The following is a 19,790-nucleotide window of genomic DNA, read 5'->3' as shown; positions in this document are numbered from 1 at the left end:
CCGTCACCGGCCGCCCGGCCCGGGCGGCCCGCCCGGGCGCCGTCCAAACCCGCCCGACGGCTAGAACCGCACGAGAGTTTGGCATAGGCACGGCAAAGCCTTCGCGCCGCCGCTCCCGCACGTCTGGACGGACGCCGCCCGAACTGGTGAGGTGTCGGGGCTCCATCCGAACACCCTTCCGCACGCAGGCAGTTCGCCCCGCCCTCACACCCTCACATCCGGGAGCAGACGCATGCGCACAACCTTCAAGGCCGCCGCCCACACCCTCGCGGCGCTGGCCCTGGCAGCCTTCGGGACCACCTCGCTGGCCACCGGCGCCCAGGCGGCGCAACCCGCCACCGCCGCCGCCCACTTCGGCCTCAAGCCGCTCGACCCCGCCGCGGCGGCCTCCCAGCGCGCGGTCACGGCCGCGTCCGACACCCTGTCGGTCGGGTCCAGCGCGAGCCAGGGCGTGGTCTCCCCCACCCCGAAGGTCTACCTGGTCTTCTGGGGCACCCAGTGGTCGTCCGACCCGGCCGGGGTGGCGACCGACATGCAGAACATGTTCAAGGGCCTCTACGGCGCCAAGGACACCTGGGGCACCATCCTCGACCAGTACTGCGAGGGCGTCCCCAAGGGCACGGTGACCTGCGGCACCAAGGGCGTCCACGTCAACCACCCGACCACCTCGCCGTTGGCCGGGGTCTGGTTCGACAAGTCCGCCGCCGCGCCGGCCAACGCGACGGCCGCGCAGATCGCCGCAGAGGCCGGCAAGGCCGCCGCGCACTTCGGCAACACCACCCAGGCGCCGAACCTCAACGCCCAGTACGTCGTGCTCTCCCCCACCAAGACGCACCCGGACGGCTTCCCCAACTCCGGCTTCTGCGCCTGGCACGACTTCACCTCCACGTCGTACGGCAAGCTCGCCTACACCAACCTGCCGTACATCCCCGACAACGGCGCGGGCGCCTGCACCACCTTCACCGACGGCCGCCTGCTCTCGGGCATCGAGTCCACCGAGACCCACGAGTACGCGGAGACCGTCACCGACTTCTGGCCCAGCATCGGCTGGAACGGCGGCGGCGGCGAGATCGGCGACGCGTGCGTCCAGCTCGACGCGTACGTGACGCTGAGCACCGGCACCTTCGACCTCCAGGGCCTGTGGTCGAACAGCGCCAACAAGTGCGTGACGCACGGCTGACGCGTCCCACCCCTCGCCACGGCCCTCCCGGACCGCACCCGCCCGAATTCGGGGTGCGCGGCCCGGGAGGGCCGTGGCATCCTCCGGAGATGAGCCTGCCCGAACCGGTGATCGACCTGAACGACGGCCTGCTGCTGCGCACCTTCCGCGGCCAGGCCGACCTCCCCGAGCTCTTCCGCGTCATCGAGGAGTCGCTGGAGCACCTGCGCCCGTTCATGCCGTGGGTGGCCGGGCACAGCCTGGAGTCCACCACCGACTTCCTGGCCCGCCGCGAGGAGCAGTGGGCGAACGCCAACCACACCTACGCGATCGTGCAGGACGGCTCCATCGTCGGCGCCTGCTCGCTGTACCGGCGCGAGGACTCCCCCGACGAGGGCCGCGAGATCGGCTACTGGCTGCACCCGGCCGCGACCGGCCGCGGCATCGCCACCCGGGCCACGCGCGCCCTGGTCGAGCAGGCGTTCCGGCTGCCCGGCGTCGAGTACGTCGAGGTCTGCCACGACCCGGCCAACCTGGCCAGCGGCGCGATCCCGGCCCGGCTCGGCTTCACCGAGCACCGCCGCCTGCCCGCCGAGCCCGTCGCCCCGGCCGAGACCGGCGAGGACCTGTTCTGGCGCCTGACCCGCCCGGCAGCCCGGTAGCGCATGACCGGATCGTTCCGCATCGGGGCCCGATGGTGTCTACGCGCGGGCCCCCGCCGAGCGCCATGATCGAGGCATGAAGAACGCACTCCTCGTCATCGACGTCCAGGAATCCTTCCGGCAGCGCGAGAACTGGGCCGCCGTGTCCAACCCCGCGATCGTCGAGCGGGTCAACGAGCTCGTCGAGCACGCCCGCGGCCGCGGCGACCTCGTCGTCTGGGTCCTGCACTCCGAGCCCGGCACCGGCACGGTCTTCGACCCGGCCCGCGGCTTCGTCCGCCTCATCGACGGCCTGGCGCCCGCCGAGGGCGAGCCTGTCGTCACCAAGACCTCGCACAACGCGTTCACCACGACCAACCTCCAGCAGGTGCTCACCCAGCACGGCGTCGGCGGCGTCGTCGTCAGCGGCATCCGCACCGAGCAGTGCTGCGAGACCACCACGCGGGTCGCCAGCGACCTCGGCTACGAGGTCGTCTTCGTCACCGACGCCACCGCCACCCACCCCATCGAGCACCGCGACGCGCCCGCCGGGCGCAGCCTCGCCGAGGTCCTCGCCGACCCGCGCACCCTCTCGACGGACGACATCATCGCCCGCACCGAGTACGCTCTGGCCGGCCGCTTCGCCACCGTCACCACCGTCAAGGAGCTGACCGGATCGTGACCCGAGTCGTCTTCCTGCTCGTCCCCCACGTACACCTGCTGGACCTCGCCGGGCCCGCCCAGGTGTTCTCCACCGCGGCCGACCACGGCCTCGGCTACGAGAGCGCGTACGTGGCCGAGCAGGAGGACGTCCCCACGGCGCAGGGCATCGCGCTGCGGGCCGCCACCGCGTGGCCGGAGCTGTCGCCCGGGGACCTCCTGGTGGTCCCCGGCTGGCGGTCGGTCACGCTGCGGCAGAACGGCGCGCTGAGCGCGGCCACGCTGGAGCGGCTGGCCGCGCACCACGCCGCCGGCGGGACGGTGGCCAGCGTGTGCGCCGGCGCCGACGCGCTCGGCCGCGCCGGGCTGCTGGACGGCCGGCGGTGCACCACCCACCACGACCTCCAGGAGGAGCTCGCCCAGCGCTACCGGCGGGCGAGCGTCGTGCGCGACGTGCTCTACGTCGTCGACGACCGGGTCGTGACCTCGGCCGGGATCGCCAGCGGCATCGACCTCGCGCTGCACCTCGTGGCCGTGCGGAACGGCCCGGCGGCGGCCGCCCGGATCGCCCGCGAGATGGTCGTCTACGCCCGGCGCAACGGCGACGAGCGGCAGGCCAGCGCGATGCTGCGGCACCGCGGCCACCTCGTCGACGCCGTCCACCGCGCCCAGGACCTCATCGACGCCCGCTTCGACACCCGGCTCGGCCTCACCGACCTCGCCGCCGCCTCCGGCGTCAGCGAACGCACCCTCACCCGGCACTTCACCGAGGCCACCGGCCGCACCCCGCTGCGCTACCAGCAGGAGCTGCGCGTCGAGCGCGCGGAACACCTCATCGCCCACGGCGCGACCACCGAGACGGCCGCCCGCGCGGTCGGCTTCCAGGACGCCCGCATGCTGCGCCGCCTGCGCGCCCGCACCGGCCCGGGTGCCGGTGCGGGCGCTGGCGCCTGAAGGCCCGGGTCACGCTCTGGCGGCGGCCTCGATCCGCTCCTTGACGGCCCGCATCTGGACGACCGTGTTGGCCGTCAGGTGCTCGGCCATCTCCTTGTCCCCGAAGGGGAGTTCGTCCCGCACGTGGAAGTCCTGCACCCAGCGCATGTGGACGCCGTCCGGGGTCTCCCGGTACTCCCAGAAGATCTTCATGTACTCGAAGGGTCCGGTCTCGACCCGGTGGGCCCGCACGCTGCGGGTGCTCAGGTCGCTGGTGCGCTCGGAGACCCAGGTGCGGGCCACGCCCGCCTCGTCGGGGTGCATGGTGAGCCTGAACCGCACGGTGTCGCCCCGCTGTTCGAGGATCTCCGCGTCGGCGTACTCGGTGAACAGTCGCGGCCAGCCGGCCACGTCGTTCGTCATCTCCCAGACCAGGTCGAACGGCGCCGCCACGACCGTGCTCGACTCGGTGTGCCCGTGTTCGGTCATCGCGCTCAGGCCTCCGCGCGCTGCCGGTTGACGTACTCCAGCAGGGCCGCGGGGGTGCGCAGGTCGTCGATCACCTCGTCCGGGATGGCGACGCCGAGCCGGCCCTGGACCTGGGTGACCACCTCCAGGACGGCCAGCGAGTCGTAGCCGAGCTCGCCGAAGTCGGCGTGCAGGATGTCGCCGTCGAGGTCGACGGCCTCGCCGGTGCCCACGCACTGGCGCATGATGTCCCGCAGGCCGTCCAGGTTCAGGGTGTCCATCGCTTCAACTCCTTTTTCGTTCAGCACTGTTCGGGTTGTTCTTGTTCGGGTTGTTCTTGTTCGGGCGGAGCCTGTTCACACGGCCCGGACGACGACCGCGGCGTTGAAGCCGTTGTGGCCGCGGGCGATCACGAGCGCGGTGCGCACCGCCGCCTCCCTGGGGTCGCCCAGGATCAGGTCGACCGGGCAGTCCGGGGAGGGCGCGGTGACGTTCACGGTCGGCGGGACGACGCCGTGGCGCACCGCCAGCAGCGCCGCCACCAGGTCGACCGTCGGGCCGGCCGCGTAGAGGCGGCCGGTGGTGGTCTTGGGCACGGTGACCGGCACCCCGGCGGGGCCGAACACCTCGGCGAGCGCCCGGCTCTCCAGCCGGTCCAGCGCCGGGACGCCGTAGCCGTCGGCGAAGACCACGTCGACGTCGGCCGGCGCGCACCGGGCGTCGGCGAGCGCCCCCTCGATGGCCCGGCGCAGGTTGGGCCCGCGCCCGGTGGCCGGGTGCGGGTCGAAGGCGCTGGCGTAGCCGGCGATCTCGCCGTACGGGCGCACGCCGCGGGCGCGGGCCGACTCCGCCTCCTCGACCAGGAGGATCGCCCCGCCCTCCCCGGGCGCGTAGCCCGAGGCCTCGGCGTCGAAGGGCAGGTAGGCCCGCGCGGGGTCGGCGCTGCGGCTGACCAGGCCGGGCGGGATCTGCCCGACCAGGCCGGAGGGGGAGAACGAGGAGTCCGTGCCGCCGGACAGGACGAAGGTGGTGCCGCCCCGGATCGTGCGCCGGGCCTGGCCCACGCAGTCCAGCCCGCCGGCCTGGTCGGTGATGAAGACGCCGCTCGGCCCGCGCATGCCGTGCCGGATCGAGATCTGGCCCGAGTTGGCCGCGTAGAACCAGGCGATCGCCATGTAGGCGCCGACCTGCGAGGGCCCCTTGGAGTAGAGGTTCTGCATCTCCCGCTGGCCGAACTCGGCGCCGCCGGTGGCGTTGGCGGTGACGACGCCCATCTGGTACTCGGGCTGCTCCTTGGGATCCAGCTCGCCGTCGAGCAGGGCCTCCTCGGCGCAGACCAGGCCGAACTGGGTCATCAGCGCGGTCTCCACAACGACCCGGCTGGGCAGCAGCGCGTACGGGTCGAAGCCCGGCACCTCGCCGATGACCTTGATCGGGTAGCCGGTCGGGTCCATCCGGGTCATCGGCGCCAGCCCGCTGCGGCCGTCGAGGGTGTTGGCCCAGTACGTCTTCACGCCGATCCCGGTCGGCGCGACGACGCCCAGGCCGGTCACCACGGCGCGTCTGTCCGGTTCCGCGGTCATCGGAGCACCCTCCCCTCGTCGGCCAGCACGATCGCGCTCTGGAACCCGCCGAAACCGCTGCCGACGCTGAGCACGACATCGGTCCGCTGGTCCCGGGCGGTGACCGGGACGTAGTCCAGGTCGCACTCCGGGTCCGGCGTCTCCAGGTTGGCGGTCGGGGGCACGACGTCGTGCTCGATCGCCAGGCAGCAGGCGGCCACCTCGATGGCGCCGATCGCGCCGAGCGAGTGCCCGATCATCGACTTGATGGAGCTGACCGGGGCCCGGTAGGCGTGCGCGCCCAGGGCGCGTTTGAAGGCCGCGGTCTCGTGCCGGTCGTTCTGCCGGGTGCCGGAGCCGTGCCCGTTGACGTAGTCGATCTCCTGCGGGTTGACCCGGGCCTGGTCGAGCGCGGCCCGGATCGCCTCGGCCATCTCCCGGCCGTCCGGCTTGAGGCCGGTCATGTGGTAGCCGTTGGCGCGGCTCGCGTAGCCGGCCACCTCGCAGTAGATGTACGCGCCGCGCTTGCGGGCGTGTTCCAGTTCCTCGAAGACCATCACCGCCGAACCCTCGCCCAGGATCAGGCCCTTGCGGTTGAGGTCGTAGGGACGGCAGGCGTGCTCGGGGTCGTCGTTGGCGGTGGACTGGGCGCGCAGGGTGTCGAAGCAGGCGACCGTGACCGGGGAGACCGGTGCGTCGGTGCCGGCCGCGAGCATCACGTCCGCGCTGCCCTCGCGGACCAGCTCGAAGGCGTGGCCCAGCGCGTCGATGCCCGAGGTGCAGCCGGTGGAGATCAGGCCCACCGGGCCCTCCGCGCCGCAGGCCCAGGCGAGTTCGGCCGCCATCGAGCTGGGGACCATGACGTCGTACAGGTGCGGGACGGCGTACTGCGGGTCCACCAGCCACTTGCTGCCGCCGTCGCTGAGCACCACGTACTCGCGCTCCATCAGCTCGGTGCAGCCGATCGCGTTGCCCAGCGAGACGCCGACCCGGCCCGGGTCGGGTGCGCCGCCGGCCAGGCCGCTGTCGGCGAGCGCCTCGCGGGCGGCGATCAGCGCGAACTGGCCGGCCCGGTCCAGACGGCGGGCCTCCTGCGGGGAAAGGCCGCAGGCCAGCGGGTCGAAGTCGATCTCGGCGGCGACCTGGCAGCGGAAGTCCGACGGGTCGAAGTGGGTGATGCGGCGGGTGGCGGTGCGCCCGGCCGTCAGGGTGTCCCAGAACGCGCCGGTGCCGACGCCCTTGGGTGCGATGACCCCGATGCCGGTCACCACGACGCGGCGCCCGGTCATGAGGTCACGGCTCCGACCTGCGGCAACTCGCCGCCGGAGGAGGGAAGTTCCTCGGTGTCCACGTGGCCGAGCTCGGGCTTGGGGGCGAGCGGGCCGAGGAAGAACACGGCGAACATCTCCTCGTCGCCGTGGTTGTCCATCCGGTGCCGCAGCCCCTTGGGGATCATGAACGAGTCCCCCGCCACCAGCTCGATCGGCCGCCCCTCCAGGAGCAGCGTCATCCGGCCGCCGACGATGTAGAAGTACTCCTCGGAGTACGGGTGGTAGTGCTCGCTGACGAACTCGCCGGGCATGAGCGACCCCGCGCCCAGGAAGCCGGCGGTGGCCGCGCACGTCCTCGGGCTGAGCAGGACGCGCAGGTCGCCGCCGCGCCGCCGGTTCGGCGGGACGTCCGCGAACGCGACCTTCCCGGGCTCGCCCGCAGGGGTTGAAGTCATGGCCTCTCCTTCTCCGGTGGTCCGACTGACGGATCGTCAGACGGCAAGCTGTACGCGGTACTCGGCCAGCCAGGTGTTGAGCTGGAGTGCGAACTCGATGTTGGTGCGGGCCAGCCAGTCCGACCCGCCCGGCCATTCGGCGCCGGCCGCCGCGCGGGCCGCCGCGCCGTCCAGCAGCGGGGCCACCGGGGCGGCCGGGTCGCGCAGCACGGCGGCCAGCTCGCGCTGGAGCATCCGCGCGTACGCCGGGTCCTGGTTGACCGGGAACGGGCTCTTTCGCCGCTGGGCGACCGAACGCGGCAGCAGCGGGGCGACGGCCGCCCGCAGCAGGCTCTTCTCGCGCCCGTCGAAGGACTTCATCCGCCAGGGCACGTTGAAGGCGTACTCGACCAGGCGGTGGTCGCAGAACGGCATCCGGGCGTCCAGCCCCACCGCCCGGCTCAGCCGGTCGTCCCGGTCCAGCAGGCGCGGCAGCCACCGGGTCAGGTGCAGGTGGCACAGCTCGCGCATGCGCCGCTCGGCCGCGTTCTCGCCGTCCAGCCGCGGCACCTCGCCGATCGCCTGGCGGTAGCTGTCGGCGCCGAACCCGGCCAGGTCCAGGCCGCGCAGCAGCCCGCGGTCGAACAGGCCGAGCCCGAGCCCGTCCCTGGACTGCTCGTGCGAGCGCTCGTACGCCACCCACGGGAAGTGGCCGGTGCGCACCAGCTCCGGGTCGTGCATCCACGGGAAGCCGCCGAACAGCTCGTCGGCGGCCTCGCCGGAGAGCGCGACGCCGGCGCGCTCGCGCACCGCGGCGAAGAGCAGGTGGGCGGCGACGTCCATCTCGGCGAACGGCGTCGGCCGGTCCTGGGCGCGCAGCACCGCCAGGCGGCCGGCCGGATCGGCCAGGTCGGCGGTGCCGAGCACCACGTCGACGTGCTCGGAGCCCAGGTGGCGGGCCAGTTCGGCCGCGTACGGGGCGTCCGCGGTGGCGCGCACGTGGTCGGGGCGGAAGTTCTCGGCGTGGCCGAGGAAGGTGCCGGTGGCGGTGAGCAGCGGCTTGGCCCCGCGCTCCGCCGAGGTGCGGGCGGCCAGCGCGGCCACCGCGCCCGAGTCGAGGCCGCCGGAGAGCAGCACGCAGGGCGTGGGCTCCTCGGGCAGCATCCGGTTCACCGCGTCGGACAGCAGCAGGCGCACGGTCGCGACGGTGGTGTCCCGGTCGTCGGGGTGCGGGCGGCTCTGCAGCCGCCAGTAGGCGCGCTCGGTCAGCCACCCGTCGGCCAGTTCCACGACGTGGCCCGGACGGACCTCGTCGACGCCCCGGAAGACGCTGCGACCGGGGGTCTTGATCTGGGTGAACAGCTCGCGCAGGCTGTCCGCGTCCGCCGCCGGGTCGACCGCCTCCCCGGCGAGCAGGGCCTTCGGCTCCGAGGCGAAGGCCAGTTCGTCGCCGAGCCGCGCGTAGTGCAGCGGCCGCACGCCGAGGCGGTCCCTGGCCAGCAGGAGCCGGCGGCGGCGGACGTCCCACAGCGCGAACGCGAAGGCGCCGTCCAGCCGGACCGGACAGTCGGCGCCCCACTCCCGGTAGGCGTGGAGCACGGTCTCCGGGTCGCCGCCGGAGCGGGGCCGGTGGCCACGGGCGTCCAGCACCCGGCGCACGCCCTCGGGCCCGTACAGCGTGCCGGCGAAGGCGATCACGGCCGTCACCTCGCCGTCCTCGACCAGGGCGGCCGGGCGGGCCCCCGGTGGGCCGGGGAACGCCAGCAGGGCGTTCCCGTCGGTCCAGGTCCCGTGGGCCGGCGGGCCCCCGGGCGTCATCGCGGCGGCCATCGCGGCCACGCCCGCCGTCCTCCGGTCCGGGTCGGGCCCCAGCCCCACCCACCCGGCGATGCAAGTCATGCGGATCCCCTCGGTCGCGACGTCCCCGGTCGGTGCCGCGACACAGCATGGGGAGCCGCCCTCTCGGGTGGATCGAGCCCGCCTGAACGTCCGGCGGGCGTGTCCGGGGCTCAGAGCGTTTCGAGGACTCCTCTACCGGCAGCCGGAACGCTGTCCCCGGCAGTACCGCAGGGCCACCGCACCCTCACGTAAAGAGGCTTCAACCGTGTCGACTTCCACCAGCCGGCCCGCCGGGCTCCCGCACTTCGCGGTCGCGGGCATCGGCGCGGGCCCGGCCAACCTGAGCTTCGCCGCCCTCGCCGAGGGCACCGTTCCCGGGGCGGTGGCGCTCTTCGACCGGCGGGGCTCGCACGCCTGGCACCCCGAGCTGATGCACCCGGGGGCCCGGCTGCAGACCTCCTGGGTGAAGGACCTGGTCACCCTGGTCGATCCGCGCAACCGCTTCTCCTTCCTCAACTACCTGGTCACCACCGGGCGGATCTACGCCTTCCTGAACGCCCAGTTCGAAGCGATCCCCCGGCTGGAGTACGACCGGTACCTGGCCTGGGCCAGCGGTGAGCTGGGCACCATCCGGTACGGCGTCGACATCACCGCGATCTCCTTCGACGGCGTCTTCGTCCTGGGCTCCGGGGACCGCCCGGTGGCCACCGCCGACCACTTGGTGCTCGGCCTCGGCACCCGCCCGTACGTGCCGGACTGCTTCGAACTCCCCGGCCCGCACGGCGTCCTGCTCGCCGAGGAGCTCACCGGGCACTTCACCGGCTGCCGGCCCGGACCGCACGAGACGGCCGTGGTGATCGGCGGCGGCCAGACCGGCGCCGAGGCGGTGCTCTCGCTGCTGCGGCTCGGGCTGCGGGAGATCCGCTGGATCGGCCGGCGGCCGTGGTTCGCGCCGATGGACGACTCGCCGCCCGCCAACGACTTCTACCGGCCCGCGTACGTGCGCCACTTCCAGAGCCTGCCGGCGCACGTGCGCGACAGCATCGCGACGAACCAGATCCTCACCAGCGACGGCGTCTCGATGGCCACGCTGCAGGAGCTGTACCAGGTCAACTACGAGATCCGGCTGGCCGAGGGACGCTCCCCGGTGATGATGCTGCCCGGCCGGGACGTGGTCGGGGCCGTCGAGCGGCAGGGCTCGGTGGTCCTGCGCTGCCGCCGGCTGGGCGGCGGCCAGGAGCAGCACTCGGCCCGGCACGTCGTGCTGGCCACCGGCCGGCGGCCCGCGCCGCTGCCGCTGGACCCCGAACTGCTCGACCTGGCACCGGGCGAGGAGCCGGTCATCGAGGCGGACTACTCGTTGCGCTGGAAGCACGGCGACACCAACCGGATCTTCGCCCAGAACCGCGCCCAGTCCAGCCACGGCGTGGTCGACCCCAACCTCAGCCTGCTCTCGGTGCGCAGCGCCGTGATCATCAACTCCCTGCTCGACCGGTCGGTCTTCAGCATCCGCGACGAGCAGGTCCACACCCTGTGGGCCTGACCCGCCCGGACCGCCCCGGACCGACCGGTCCCCGCTCCCCCGCCCAACGGCACCTGGAGGTAGACGAGATGCCCGACAACCGGACCGACGTACTGATCGTGGGCGCCGGGATGGCAGGCCTGACCGCGGCCGTGTTCCTGGCCTGGCACGGGCTGCGCCCGGTCCTGGTCGAGCGCCATCCGCAGGAACTGGTGCACCCCCGGGCCCGGGGGATCAACGCCCGCTCGGTGGAGGTGTTCCGTCAGGCCGGTCTGGAGGAGCGGCTCTTCGCCGCCCGGGGCGAGGGCATCGTGGCCTCCGACGCCGACTCCTCGCGGATGCTGATGGCCCGCACCCTGGCCGACCGGGACGTCGACTTCGTCGACCTGGCGACCGGCTCCGCGGACGGTGTCAGCCCGACCGAGTGGTGCCCGATCGACCAGGACCGGCTGGAGGTCATCCTGCGCGAACGGGCCCGCGAGCTGGGCGCCGACGTGCGCTACGGCGTCGAGCTGACCGCCCTCACCCCGCGCCCGGACGGCGTCACGGCGCGGGTGCGCGAGGCCGCGGGCGGCGCCGAGTACACCGTGGAGGCCGCCTACGTGGTGGCGGCGGACGGCCAGCGCAGCACCGTGCGGCGCCTGCTGGACATCCCGGTGGAGGGCCCCGGGGTGCTGCTCGACACCCTCTCCATGGTGGTCGAGGCCGACATCGAGGAGGTCGTCGCGGGCCGCCGCTTCGGCTTCGCCTACCTGGGCAGCCCGCGGCAGGGCACGGTGATCTTCCCGCACGACGGGAAGAACCGCTGGTGCTTCGGCGTGCCCTTCGAGCCCCGCAAGGGCGAGACGGTCGCCGACTACCCGGCCGAGCGCTGCCTGGAGCTGTTCCGGGAGGCGGTCGGCCTGCCGGAGCTCGACGGCCGGCTGGTGCCCCAGCTGCCGGACGGCACCGAGGTGCTGCCGTTCGCGATCGGGGCGTACTGCGCCGAGCGGTTCGTCCACGGGCGGGTCCTGCTGGCCGGCGACGCCGCCCGGATCGTGCCGCCGACCGGCGCGTTCGGCGGCAGCACCGGCATCCAGGACGCCCACAACCTCGCCTGGAAGCTGGCCGCCGTGGTCAAGGGCGAGGCCGGCCCCGGGCTGCTGGAGAGCTACGACGCCGAGCGCCGCGCGGTCTCCGAGTTCACCATGGAGCAGGCCATGGCGCAGATGGTCTGGCGCACCGGCACCACGGCGTCCGACGAGGTCGACGGCATGCGGCTGTGGGACTGGTGGTCCGTCATCCTGGGCTACCGCTACCGCTCGGGCGCCGTCGTCCCCGACCCGGCCGACGGCGCCGACGACGGGCTGCCCGCGGTCGAGACCGGCCGCCTCTCGGCCCAGCCCGGCACCCGCGCCCCGCACCTGGCGACCGGCGCGGGCACCTCCACCCTCGACCTGTACGGGCGGAACTTCGCCCTGGTGGCCGGCCGCTCCGGCGCCACCTGGGCGGCCTCCGTGCTCCGCGCGTGCGACGAGCTCGACGTCGAACTCGACTTCTACCTGGCCGGGTTCGACCTCGACGTGCCGACCGCGCAGTGGGCCGAGCGGCACGGCGTGCGCGACGACGGCGCGGTGCTGGTCCGCCCGGACGGCTTCGTCGCCTGGCGCAGCCGCACCGGCGCGGACCCGGACGGCGACCGGCTGGTCGCCGCTCTCACCCGCGTCCTCGCCCGCGACTGAAACACCCGATCCCTTGTCAAACGAGAGGAGTTCGACAATGTCCGAGCTGGAGACCCGGTTCAAGGAACTGGTCGCGCTGGTGGACGCCACGCCCAAGGACCAGGTGGAGGGGAGGCTCGCCGGACTGCCCGGCGGCGTCCCGGCCGCGCTGGACACCGTGTACGAGCAGCTGGCCTCGACGTTCAACCCGGCCAAGGCGGGCGGCGAGAGCGGCGTCTTCCAGTACGAGGTGGCCACCGCCGGCGGCGTCCAGGAGTACCACCTGGTGGTCGCCGACGGCGCGTGCACGGTCGGCAAGGGCACCCGGGAGGACGCCGACGTCGTCATCGGCGTCAAGGTCGTCGACATGCTGCTGATGGCCACCGGCAAGCTCTCCGGCCAGAAGGCCTTCGTCACCGGCAAGCTGAAGCTCCGCGGCAACGCGTTCTTCGGCATGAAGCAGGGCGAGTGGTTCGACTGATGGCCCAGACTCCGATGACCGGGACGCTGCACGAACGGCTGGGCGCCGCGGGCGCGCCGCTGCTGGACGCCGTCCGGGAGCACCCGTTCTTCGCCGGCCTGCGCGACGGCTCCCTGCCGGGCGGGGCGCTGCTGCACTTCGCCCGGCAGGACGCCGACTTCCTGCTCCCGGCGTACGGCCGCGCCCTGGCCCGCTGCGCCGCGCTGGCCCACGACCACGACCACGCCCTGGTGCTGACCCGGATGGCGGTCGGCACCCTGGAGGCCCGCCAGGCCATGGCCCTCGGGTACGACCTGATGGCGGGCGAACTGGCCGCCGACGGCGACGACTCCTGGCGCACCCGGCCGGCCGATCCGGCCACCCACGCGTACACCTCGTTCTTCGGGGCCGCGAGCGCCGGTTCGCTGGCCGAGGGGGTCGGGGCGCTGCTGCCCTGCTCCTGGTTCTACCTGAGCGTCGCCGACGACCTGCGCGAGCGCCACGACCCCGGCGGCCGCTACGCCTCCTGGGTCTCCGCGCTGCACCCGGGCGAGGACTACCGGGAGGTCCTGGACGGCTTCCTGGCCCTCGTCGACGACCTGGGGCGCAGCTGCTCGGCCCGGGAACTCGCCGGGCTGGAGCGGAACTTCGCGATCGCCACCCGGTACGAGTGGAGCTTCGTCGACGCGGCGCTGCGCCAACTCGACTGGCCCATCGCTTCCATGACGTCCTGACCAAAGGAGGTGGCGCGTGCGCCTCGGCATCAACATCACCAACTTCGGCTGGCCGGGCTCGCCGGAGAACATCGGCAGTACGCTCGGGCGGATCGCGCGGACCGCGGAGGAGGTCGGCTTCGACAGCCTCTGGGTGATGGACCACTTCTTCCAGACCCCGCTCAACCGCGGCCCGGCCGGCCCGTGCCCGGAGGCGTACGCCACGCTGGGCTTCGTCGCCGGGCAGACCTCGCGGATCCGCCTCGGCACCCTCGTCACCGGCGTGGTGAACCGCCACCCCGGTGTCCTGGTGAAGACGGTCAGCACCCTCGACGCGCTCTCCGGCGGCCGGATGTACTTCGGTATCGGCGCCGCCTGGTACGAGGAGGAGCAGCGCGGCCTGGGCATCCCGGTGGTCCCGCGGGCCGAGCGGTTCGAGCGGCTGGAGGAGACCGTGCGGCTCGCCAAGCACATGTGGGCGGGCAACGAGGAGCCGTTCCTCGGCAGGCACTACCGGCTGGAGGAGCCGCGCAACGAGCCCAACTCGCCGCAGCGGCCCCACCCGCCGGTGCTGATCGGCGGCCAGGGCCGGCGCAAGACCTTCGGCCTGGTCGCCCGGTACGCGGACGCCTGCAACGTCTACGAGCTGCCCGACCCCGAGCTCATCAAGGACAAGCTGGCCACGCTGCCGCCGCAGCACCCGATGCGGCGCAACGCCCACCTCAAGCCGACCGAGGTGATCCGCGAGCAGTTCGACGTCCTGCGGCAGCGCTGCGAGGAGGCCGGGCGGCCGTACGGCGAGATCGAGAAGACCACGCTCGGCACGGGCGCGCTCACCCGGACCGGCGGGGGCGGGGCCTACTCCCCGGCCGGCGCGGTCGAGCGCTTCGAGCGGCTCGCCGAGCTGGGGGTCGACCACGCCATCGTCGAGCCGCCCGACCCGTGGCGGGAGGGCGCGCTCGACGTGTGGGCGGAGGTCATTGCGGCGGTGGCGAAGATCGTTCCGGCTGGGCGCTCCTGAGCCGGGCTCCCGCTCCGGACCGCCGGGCGATCGCGGCCAGTGCGCGGTCGATCGCCCGGCGGCCCGCGGGCAGCCTCCGCAGCAGCACGCCGAGGGCGAGGAGGGCGGCGAGGGTCATGTCCGTCCTCCTCAGAACTCGCCGCTGACGGTGGCCGCCAGGTAGCCGTCGAGGTCGGGGACGTCCGGGCGCACCACGTGGCGCACCCAGGCGTCCCGCTCCGCCCCCATCGCCACCAGCTCCCAGATGCACGCGGTGGCCGCACCGGGGGCCGGCCGCCAGTCGGCCGGGTCGGCCCACGCGGAGATCCACGTCCGGGAGTGCAGGATCAGCCGGTTGGGGCTCCACCAGGCGACGACGACGTAGCAGCCGTCCTCGTCCTCGTGCAGCACGCTGAAGGCGCAGCTCAAGGCCTCCGGATACGCCTCCGGCAGGCTGCGTTCGACCGCCCGGCGGGCGGCCTCGATCACGTGGGCGGGGGGCCTCGGCCGGGTGGCCGAGATGCCGTACCGCTTGACCCGCCAGCCCCGCACCCGGTCCGGGGCGAGGGCGACCATCCGACGCGGTGCCCAGGGCACCGGCACGACTCCGACATCCATGGCCGCCACGGTAGGCGGGCGCCCTCCAGGCGGGATCGAACCGGCCTGGACGTCCGTCAGCCCGCCACCAGCCGGCCCCCAGCCCGCTCCGAGGCCCGGCCACCACCCTGGACCACGCGAACAACCACCGGACGACGATGAGGGGTTGACGACTGTGCGCAGGCTCAGTTGCGACTCGGCGGAGCTCTCCGCGGAGTACGGGATACGGATCGGGCGCTGGACGCAGTACGCCGAGTCGGCGCGGCTGCCGTTCGACGCGATGTGGTGCCTGGTGGGCCCCGGCTCGTCGAGCGCGCGGGACGGCCACCCGGAGACGGAACTGGCGGTGGTGGTCACCGGCCGGGCCGAGTTCGAGGTCGAGGGGTCCGGCACCACGGCGGCCCCGGCCGGCACCGCCGTGCTGCTCGACCCCGAGGAGCGGCACGTCATCCACAACCGCTCCGAGACGGACCCGCTGACCATCCTCAGCATCTACTGGCTGCCCGGCGCGGCGGACGGGGACCGGTCGTGACCGCCCGCCCGGTGGTGCTGCTCAGCCCGCCCCCGACCCCGAACGGCCCGCTGCACCTGGGCCACCTCTCCGGCCCCTACCTCGCGGCCGACGTCGCCGCCCGCGCCGCGCACGCCCGCGGCGAGCGGGTGCTGACCGTCTGCGGCACCGACGACCACCAGAACTACGTCGTCGCCAGGGCCGAGCAGCTCGGCCGCAAACCCGACGAGCTCGTCGACGAGTTCGGCGCGCTGATCCGCGCCTCGCTCACCGCCGCCCGGATCGAGCACGACGTCTTCACCACCCCGCGCACCGACCGCAACCACCGCGCCCGGGTGGCCCGGCTCTGCGTCGAAATGGTCACCGCCGGGCTGCTGCCCGAGGCCGAGTGGCCGATGCTGCTCTGCGAGGACTGCGGACGCACCCTGCACCACGGCTACGTCGGCGGCGGCTGCCCGGCCTGCGGCGAGCCGATGGGCGGCGGCACCTGCGAGGCGTGCGGCGGCTTCGCCACCGCCGCGCAGCTGCGCGACCCGCGGTGCCGGTGCGGCGGCGCACCCCGCACGGTGCGCCACCGGGGGCCCGTCCTCGCCCTGGAGGACCACCGGGAGGCGCTGACCCGGATCTGGTCCGCCGCCGTGCTCCCCGCCCGGGTCCGCGCCCTGCTCACGCGGCTGCTGGACGAGGGGCTGCCGGACGTCCCGGTGAGCTACCCCACCGACTGGGGGATCGAACTGGTCGGCGGCAACCGGCTCGACGTCTGGGTCGAGATGGGCCTGTCCTACCTCGACCTGATCGGGCGCCGGCTCGACCCGGACGCCCGCCGCCTCACCGAACTCGGCGCCGCCTGGGGCGGGCTGGGCGGTCTGTGGCCGTTCCTCGGGATCGACAACGCCTTCTACTACGCCGCCGTCTTCCCCGCCCTGGCCGTCGCCGCCGGCGCGCCCTGGCGGTCCGTCCTGTCCGGCCTGGTGGTCAACGAGTTCTACCGGCTCGACGGGCTCAAGTTCTCCACCAGCCGCGACCACGCCGTCTGGGCCCACGAGCTGCTCACCACCGAGGACCCGGAGACCCTCCGGCTCTTCCTCAACTGGGACCGCCCCGCCCCCTTCCCGAGCAACTTCACCGCGGCCGGCTACGCGGCCTTCGCCGAGCACCGCCCGCCCCGGCACCCCGACCCCGGCGGGCCCCTCGCCGACGCCGACCTCGCCCGGGCCGAACAGGCCCTGCGCCCCGAGACGTTCGACCCCGCGCTCGCCGCCCGCTGCCTCCTGCCGCTCGCCGCCGGCGCTCCTGACACCCACCCCCTGGACGCCCGCGCCCGACGGCTGCTCGACGCGCTCACCGGCCGCGGCCCGGCCCCGGAACGGTAGGCGGCCGTGCGGATCTGCATCATCGGCGCGGGCCTGGCCGGCACCCTGCTCGCCTGGCGGCTGCGGCGCGGCGCACCGGGCACCGACGTGTGCCTGATCACCGCCGCCACCCCGCCCGGCGAGGCCACCGCCGCCTCCGGCGGCCTGGTCCGCGGCTTCGAGCCGGACCCGGCCGCCTGCCGGCTCGCCGCCGAGAGCCTCGCCGAACTGCGCGCCGACCCGGCCCTCGCCGCCCTCGCCGAGTACCGCGAGACCGGCTCGCTGTACCTCACCGACGACCCCCCGCCCACCGCCCTGCTGGACCTCGTCGAGGACCGGCTGCCCGGCTCGGCCGAGCAGCTGACCGCGGCCGGCGCCGCCGAACGGTACGGGATCACCGGCCCCCCGGACGCCCACTACCTCGCCGAACGGCACGCCGGCTACCTCAGCCCGGACGCGCTGCGCCACGGCCTGCTCCGCGACCTCCTCGACCACGGCGGGCGCACCGTCGCGGGCCCGGCCCTGGCCGTCGGCCCCGGTTCGGTACGGCTGCCCGGCGGCACGCTCTCCTGCGACCTCACCGTCCTGGCCGCCGGACGGCGGACCGGGCCGCTGCTGCGCCAGAGCGGCCTGGACCACCGCGAGCCCACCCGGCTGCGCGGCAAGCTCGTCCAGTACACCGTCCACCGGGCCGGCGGCCGCCGCCCGCCGTGCTTCGTCGACGGGACCACCGGGCTGTACGGGCGCCCGCACGGCCGCGGCGACGTGCTGCTCGGCGTGCCCACCGACTGCTGGGACGAGCACGCCGAACCGCTGCGCCCCCTCCCCGACCTGCGCCGGGAGACCGAACTGCTCGCCCTCCTGCGGCTGCCCGGCCTGCGGCTGGGCCGGGTGCGGCGCACCGTGGTGGCCGCCGACTGCTACAGCCCCTCGGGCCTGCTGGAGCTGCGCGCCACCACCGACCCGGCCGTCCACACCTTCACCGGCGGCAGCGGCGGCGCCGCCAAGTGCGCCCTGGCGGCCAGCCGCCGGGCCGCCCGCGACCTGCGGGCGCCGGGCTACCGCGACGACCTCGACGACCTCCTGGAGCTGTCATGACCAGCACGCTGCGGCGGGCCCTCGAAACCGTGTGCCCCGAGCGCGTGATCGACCCGCGCCACCCCCGCTACGACGCCACCCGGCAGCTCTTCAACGGCATGCACGACCGCCGCCCGCGGCTGATCGTGCTGCCCTGCGACCGCGAGGAGCTGCGCCGGGTCGTGCAGCTCGCCCGCGAGGCCGGCCTGCCGCTCGCGGTGCGCGGCGCCGGGCACAACATCGCCGGGACGGCCGGCGTGGACGACGGCGTGGTGATCGACCTGCGGCTGCTGGACCGGGTCCGGATCGACCCGCACCGCCGCACCGCCCGGGTGCAGGGCGGCGCGACCTGGGCCCAGTTCGACGCGGCCGCCTCCCGGCACGGACTGGCCGTCACCGGCGGCACGTTCGACACCACCGGCGTCGGCGGGCTGACCCTCGGCGGCGGGATCGGGCACCTGATGGGCCGCTACGGGCTCTCCTGCGACAACGTCCTGGAGTACTCGCTGGTCACGGCCGACGGCGACCGCCTGGCCGTAGACGCCGACACCGACCCCGAGCTGGACTGGGCGCTGCGCGGCGCCGGGCACAACTTCGGCGTCGTCGACGAGTTCGTGTTCCGGCTGCACCCGGTCACCACCGTCCACGGCGGCACGGTCGCCTACCCGGCGCACGAGATGACCCGGGCGGTCGAGCTGTTCCGGCGGCTCGGCACCGAAGGCCCCGACGGACTGGTCTGCATCCTGCTGCTGGAGCGGTACGGGCCCGCGCAGGAGCCCGCCGCCGTCCTGAGCGTCTGCTACAGCGGCACCGACCCCGGCTACCCCGCGCTGCTCGACAAGCAGTTGCGCGAGCCGGAGGTGCTGGACTGGCAGGTCGAGCGGCGCCCGTACCTGTCGATGCAGCAGTTCCTCGGCCGCCTGCCGTACGGGCTGCGCCACTACTGGAGCGCGCGCTGCACCGACGGGCTGCCGGACGAGCTGATCGCCGCGCTGGTCGAGCGGTTCCACGCCGGGCGCTGGCGCGGGGAGTTCAACGACACCGTCTACCTGGAGGCGTTCGGCGGGGCGGTGCGGCGGGAGCCCGAGCGGCCGTCCGCGGTGGGCTGGCGCACCGCGCGGTTCAACGTCACGGGCATGGCCATCTGGGAGGCGGCCGACGCCGACCCCGGGCGGATCGCGTGGGCCAGGTCGGTGGCGCGGGCCGCCGAGCCCTGGGGCACGTCCGGCGACGGTTACGTCAACTACCTGTCGGACCCGGAGGGTTCGGACACCGCGCGGGCCGTCCGGACGTACGGGGAGCGGGGGCACCAGCGGCTCGCGGCGCTCAAGCGGCGGCTGGACCCGGACAACGTCTTCCGCCCGGCGTTCGCCATCGCCCCGGCGACGGGGGCGTGAGGGCCGTGACCGGGGCGCGGATCGACTACAACAACCGCTTCTTCTCGGCGGACCCGGGCGGCTCGCCGGAGACCGCGGCCGCCGGGGAGTCCCCCGTCGGCCACTACCACCAGCTCGGCGACCTCGTCTGGGCCGAGTTCCGCGGCGGGAAGGTGCTCACCGGCCGCCTCGTCGGCACCTGCGGCCCCGACGGCGCGCTGCGGCTCGCCTACTGCCAGGTGCTCGCGGACGGCGGCGTGGTCGCCGGGGAGTGCACGAGCAAGCCGGAACGGCTGCCGGACGGGCGGCTGCGCCTCCGCGAGGAGTGGCGGCGGTCCGACGGCAGCAGCGGGGTCTCCCACATCGAGGAGGTCCGTGGCCGGACGGGGGGCTGACCCCGTCCGACTCGGACTCGGGGGCCGGCGCCCGCCCCCCCCCCGGGGGGGGGCCGACGCGGGAGCCCCCCCCCCGCCGCAGGGAGACCCACCCCCGGGGCGGCCCCCGGGAAATGTGTG

22 protein-coding genes are annotated in these 19,790 nt (G+C 74.5%); 14 read left to right on the top strand and 8 right to left on the bottom strand.

The window, feature by feature from the left end:
* The first annotated feature begins 232 nt into the window (after positions 1-232).
* The 4 genes from ACFV4F_RS08440 (at position 233) to ACFV4F_RS08425 (ending at position 3,414) form a co-directional block, all read left to right on the top strand.
* A complete protein-coding gene (locus ACFV4F_RS08440) occupies positions 233-1,180 on the top strand; it encodes a hypothetical protein (protein ID WP_380448034.1) in 948 nt (315 codons plus the stop codon).
* Positions 1,181-1,269: 89 nt separating this feature from the next.
* On the top strand, positions 1,270-1,821 hold the full coding sequence (locus ACFV4F_RS08435; RefSeq protein WP_380501014.1) for a GNAT family N-acetyltransferase: 552 nt from the start codon (positions 1,270-1,272) through the stop codon (positions 1,819-1,821).
* A gap of 76 nt (positions 1,822-1,897) precedes the next feature.
* Positions 1,898-2,482 carry a cysteine hydrolase family protein gene (locus ACFV4F_RS08430; RefSeq protein ID WP_380501012.1) on the top strand — a complete coding sequence of 195 codons (585 nt, stop codon included), beginning with the start codon at positions 1,898-1,900 and terminating at the stop codon, positions 2,480-2,482.
* Entirely contained in the window at positions 2,479-3,414 is a 936-nt protein-coding gene (locus ACFV4F_RS08425; protein WP_380501010.1) for a GlxA family transcriptional regulator, read from the top strand. The genes ACFV4F_RS08430 and ACFV4F_RS08425 overlap by 4 nt, the downstream gene beginning before the upstream one ends.
* A 9-nt stretch (positions 3,415-3,423) precedes the next feature.
* Here ACFV4F_RS08425 and ACFV4F_RS08420 read toward each other — a convergent pair whose 3' ends face one another.
* From ACFV4F_RS08420 to asnB, 6 genes are all read right to left on the bottom strand, one after another.
* Positions 3,424-3,882 carry an SRPBCC family protein gene (locus ACFV4F_RS08420; protein WP_380444030.1) on the bottom strand — a complete coding sequence of 153 codons (459 nt, stop codon included), beginning with the start codon at positions 3,880-3,882 and terminating at the stop codon, positions 3,424-3,426.
* A gap of 5 nt (positions 3,883-3,887) precedes the next feature.
* Positions 3,888-4,142, bottom strand: a complete 255-nt coding sequence (locus ACFV4F_RS08415) for an acyl carrier protein (protein WP_380444028.1) — start codon at positions 4,140-4,142, stop codon at positions 3,888-3,890.
* A gap of 75 nt (positions 4,143-4,217) precedes the next feature.
* Complete coding sequence (locus ACFV4F_RS08410; protein WP_380501008.1) at positions 4,218-5,444, bottom strand: ketosynthase chain-length factor; 1,227 nt, start codon at positions 5,442-5,444, stop codon at positions 4,218-4,220.
* On the bottom strand, positions 5,441-6,712 hold the full coding sequence (locus tag ACFV4F_RS08405; RefSeq protein WP_380501006.1) for a beta-ketoacyl-[acyl-carrier-protein] synthase family protein: 1,272 nt from the start codon (positions 6,710-6,712) through the stop codon (positions 5,441-5,443). The genes ACFV4F_RS08410 and ACFV4F_RS08405 overlap by 4 nt, the downstream gene beginning before the upstream one ends.
* A complete protein-coding gene (locus ACFV4F_RS08400; RefSeq protein ID WP_380444022.1) occupies positions 6,709-7,149 on the bottom strand; it encodes a cupin domain-containing protein in 441 nt (146 codons plus the stop codon). Before ACFV4F_RS08400 ends, ACFV4F_RS08405 begins: the two co-directional genes overlap by 4 nt.
* Before the next feature lie 36 nt (positions 7,150-7,185).
* Entirely contained in the window at positions 7,186-9,027 is a 1,842-nt protein-coding gene (asnB, locus tag ACFV4F_RS08395) for an asparagine synthase (glutamine-hydrolyzing) (protein WP_380501004.1), read from the bottom strand.
* Positions 9,028-9,232: 205 nt separating this feature from the next.
* Here asnB and ACFV4F_RS08390 point away from each other — a divergent pair, with 205 nt between their 5' ends.
* From ACFV4F_RS08390 to ACFV4F_RS08370, 5 genes are all read left to right on the top strand, one after another.
* Positions 9,233-10,510: a lysine N(6)-hydroxylase/L-ornithine N(5)-oxygenase family protein gene (locus tag ACFV4F_RS08390; RefSeq protein ID WP_380497032.1), complete on the top strand. Its 1,278-nt coding sequence runs from the start codon at positions 9,233-9,235 to the stop codon at positions 10,508-10,510.
* Positions 10,511-10,578: 68 nt separating this feature from the next.
* The gene (locus tag ACFV4F_RS08385; protein ID WP_380501002.1) at positions 10,579-12,210 is read left to right on the top strand and encodes an FAD-dependent monooxygenase; all 1,632 of its coding nucleotides are present in this window, start codon (positions 10,579-10,581) and stop codon (positions 12,208-12,210) included.
* A gap of 37 nt (positions 12,211-12,247) precedes the next feature.
* Positions 12,248-12,670 carry an SCP2 sterol-binding domain-containing protein gene (locus tag ACFV4F_RS08380; RefSeq protein WP_380444014.1) on the top strand — a complete coding sequence of 141 codons (423 nt, stop codon included), beginning with the start codon at positions 12,248-12,250 and terminating at the stop codon, positions 12,668-12,670.
* Positions 12,670-13,383 carry a TenA family protein gene (locus tag ACFV4F_RS08375; RefSeq protein ID WP_380501000.1) on the top strand — a complete coding sequence of 238 codons (714 nt, stop codon included), beginning with the start codon at positions 12,670-12,672 and terminating at the stop codon, positions 13,381-13,383. Before ACFV4F_RS08380 ends, ACFV4F_RS08375 begins: the two co-directional genes overlap by 1 nt.
* A gap of 16 nt (positions 13,384-13,399) precedes the next feature.
* Complete coding sequence (locus ACFV4F_RS08370) at positions 13,400-14,383, top strand: LLM class F420-dependent oxidoreductase (RefSeq protein ID WP_380500998.1); 984 nt, start codon at positions 13,400-13,402, stop codon at positions 14,381-14,383.
* Here ACFV4F_RS08370 and ACFV4F_RS08365 read toward each other — a convergent pair.
* Entirely contained in the window at positions 14,340-14,501 is a 162-nt protein-coding gene (locus ACFV4F_RS08365) for a hypothetical protein (protein ID WP_380500996.1), read from the bottom strand. The two genes, ACFV4F_RS08370 and ACFV4F_RS08365, sit on opposite strands and share 44 nt — an antisense overlap.
* 11 nt (positions 14,502-14,512) lie before the next feature.
* A complete protein-coding gene (locus tag ACFV4F_RS08360; RefSeq protein ID WP_380500994.1) occupies positions 14,513-14,980 on the bottom strand; it encodes a hypothetical protein in 468 nt (155 codons plus the stop codon).
* 154 nt (positions 14,981-15,134) lie between these two features.
* Between ACFV4F_RS08360 and ACFV4F_RS08355 the strand changes: the two genes are divergently transcribed.
* Genes ACFV4F_RS08355 through ACFV4F_RS08335 form a run of 5 tightly spaced genes read left to right on the top strand, consistent with a single transcriptional unit; the run spans position 15,135 to position 19,670 of the window.
* Positions 15,135-15,491, top strand: coding sequence for a cupin domain-containing protein (locus ACFV4F_RS08355; protein WP_380448987.1), 357 nt, complete (start codon positions 15,135-15,137; stop codon positions 15,489-15,491).
* A complete protein-coding gene (locus ACFV4F_RS08350) occupies positions 15,488-16,843 on the top strand; it encodes a class I tRNA ligase family protein (protein ID WP_380500992.1) in 1,356 nt (451 codons plus the stop codon). Before ACFV4F_RS08355 ends, ACFV4F_RS08350 begins: the two co-directional genes overlap by 4 nt.
* A 6-nt stretch (positions 16,844-16,849) precedes the next feature.
* Entirely contained in the window at positions 16,850-17,920 is a 1,071-nt protein-coding gene (locus tag ACFV4F_RS08345; protein ID WP_380500990.1) for an NAD(P)/FAD-dependent oxidoreductase, read from the top strand.
* Positions 17,917-19,296: an FAD-binding oxidoreductase gene (locus ACFV4F_RS08340; protein ID WP_380497042.1), complete on the top strand. Its 1,380-nt coding sequence runs from the start codon at positions 17,917-17,919 to the stop codon at positions 19,294-19,296. Before ACFV4F_RS08345 ends, ACFV4F_RS08340 begins: the two co-directional genes overlap by 4 nt.
* 5 nt (positions 19,297-19,301) lie before the next feature.
* On the top strand, positions 19,302-19,670 hold the full coding sequence (locus ACFV4F_RS08335; RefSeq protein WP_380448980.1) for a hypothetical protein: 369 nt from the start codon (positions 19,302-19,304) through the stop codon (positions 19,668-19,670).
* The last annotated feature ends 120 nt before the right edge of the window (positions 19,671-19,790 follow it).

Source organism: Kitasatospora sp. NPDC059722 (assembly GCF_042733235.1).
Lineage (GTDB): Bacteria > Actinomycetota > Actinomycetes > Streptomycetales > Streptomycetaceae > Kitasatospora.
This window is presented reverse-complemented; position numbering and strand designations above follow the sequence as displayed.

Coding starts and splice junctions, on each gene's coding strand:
- ACFV4F_RS08440 (WP_380448034.1), top strand. CDS start 233: ATGCGCACAACCTTCAAGGCCGCCGCCCACACCCTCGCGGCGCTGGCC.
- asnB (WP_380501004.1), bottom strand. CDS start 9,027: ATGACTTGCATCGCCGGGTGGGTGGGGCTGGGGCCCGACCCGGACCGG.
- ACFV4F_RS08400 (WP_380444022.1), bottom strand. CDS start 7,149: ATGACTTCAACCCCTGCGGGCGAGCCCGGGAAGGTCGCGTTCGCGGAC.
- ACFV4F_RS08415 (WP_380444028.1), bottom strand. CDS start 4,142: ATGGACACCCTGAACCTGGACGGCCTGCGGGACATCATGCGCCAGTGC.
- ACFV4F_RS08410 (WP_380501008.1), bottom strand. CDS start 5,444: ATGACCGCGGAACCGGACAGACGCGCCGTGGTGACCGGCCTGGGCGTC.
- ACFV4F_RS08380 (WP_380444014.1), top strand. CDS start 12,248: ATGTCCGAGCTGGAGACCCGGTTCAAGGAACTGGTCGCGCTGGTGGAC.
- ACFV4F_RS08435 (WP_380501014.1), top strand. CDS start 1,270: ATGAGCCTGCCCGAACCGGTGATCGACCTGAACGACGGCCTGCTGCTG.
- ACFV4F_RS08405 (WP_380501006.1), bottom strand. CDS start 6,712: ATGACCGGGCGCCGCGTCGTGGTGACCGGCATCGGGGTCATCGCACCC.
- ACFV4F_RS08360 (WP_380500994.1), bottom strand. CDS start 14,980: ATGGATGTCGGAGTCGTGCCGGTGCCCTGGGCACCGCGTCGGATGGTC.
- ACFV4F_RS08340 (WP_380497042.1), top strand. CDS start 17,917: ATGACCAGCACGCTGCGGCGGGCCCTCGAAACCGTGTGCCCCGAGCGC.
- ACFV4F_RS08375 (WP_380501000.1), top strand. CDS start 12,670: ATGGCCCAGACTCCGATGACCGGGACGCTGCACGAACGGCTGGGCGCC.
- ACFV4F_RS08385 (WP_380501002.1), top strand. CDS start 10,579: ATGCCCGACAACCGGACCGACGTACTGATCGTGGGCGCCGGGATGGCA.
- ACFV4F_RS08420 (WP_380444030.1), bottom strand. CDS start 3,882: ATGACCGAACACGGGCACACCGAGTCGAGCACGGTCGTGGCGGCGCCG.
- ACFV4F_RS08365 (WP_380500996.1), bottom strand. CDS start 14,501: ATGACCCTCGCCGCCCTCCTCGCCCTCGGCGTGCTGCTGCGGAGGCTG.
- ACFV4F_RS08430 (WP_380501012.1), top strand. CDS start 1,898: ATGAAGAACGCACTCCTCGTCATCGACGTCCAGGAATCCTTCCGGCAG.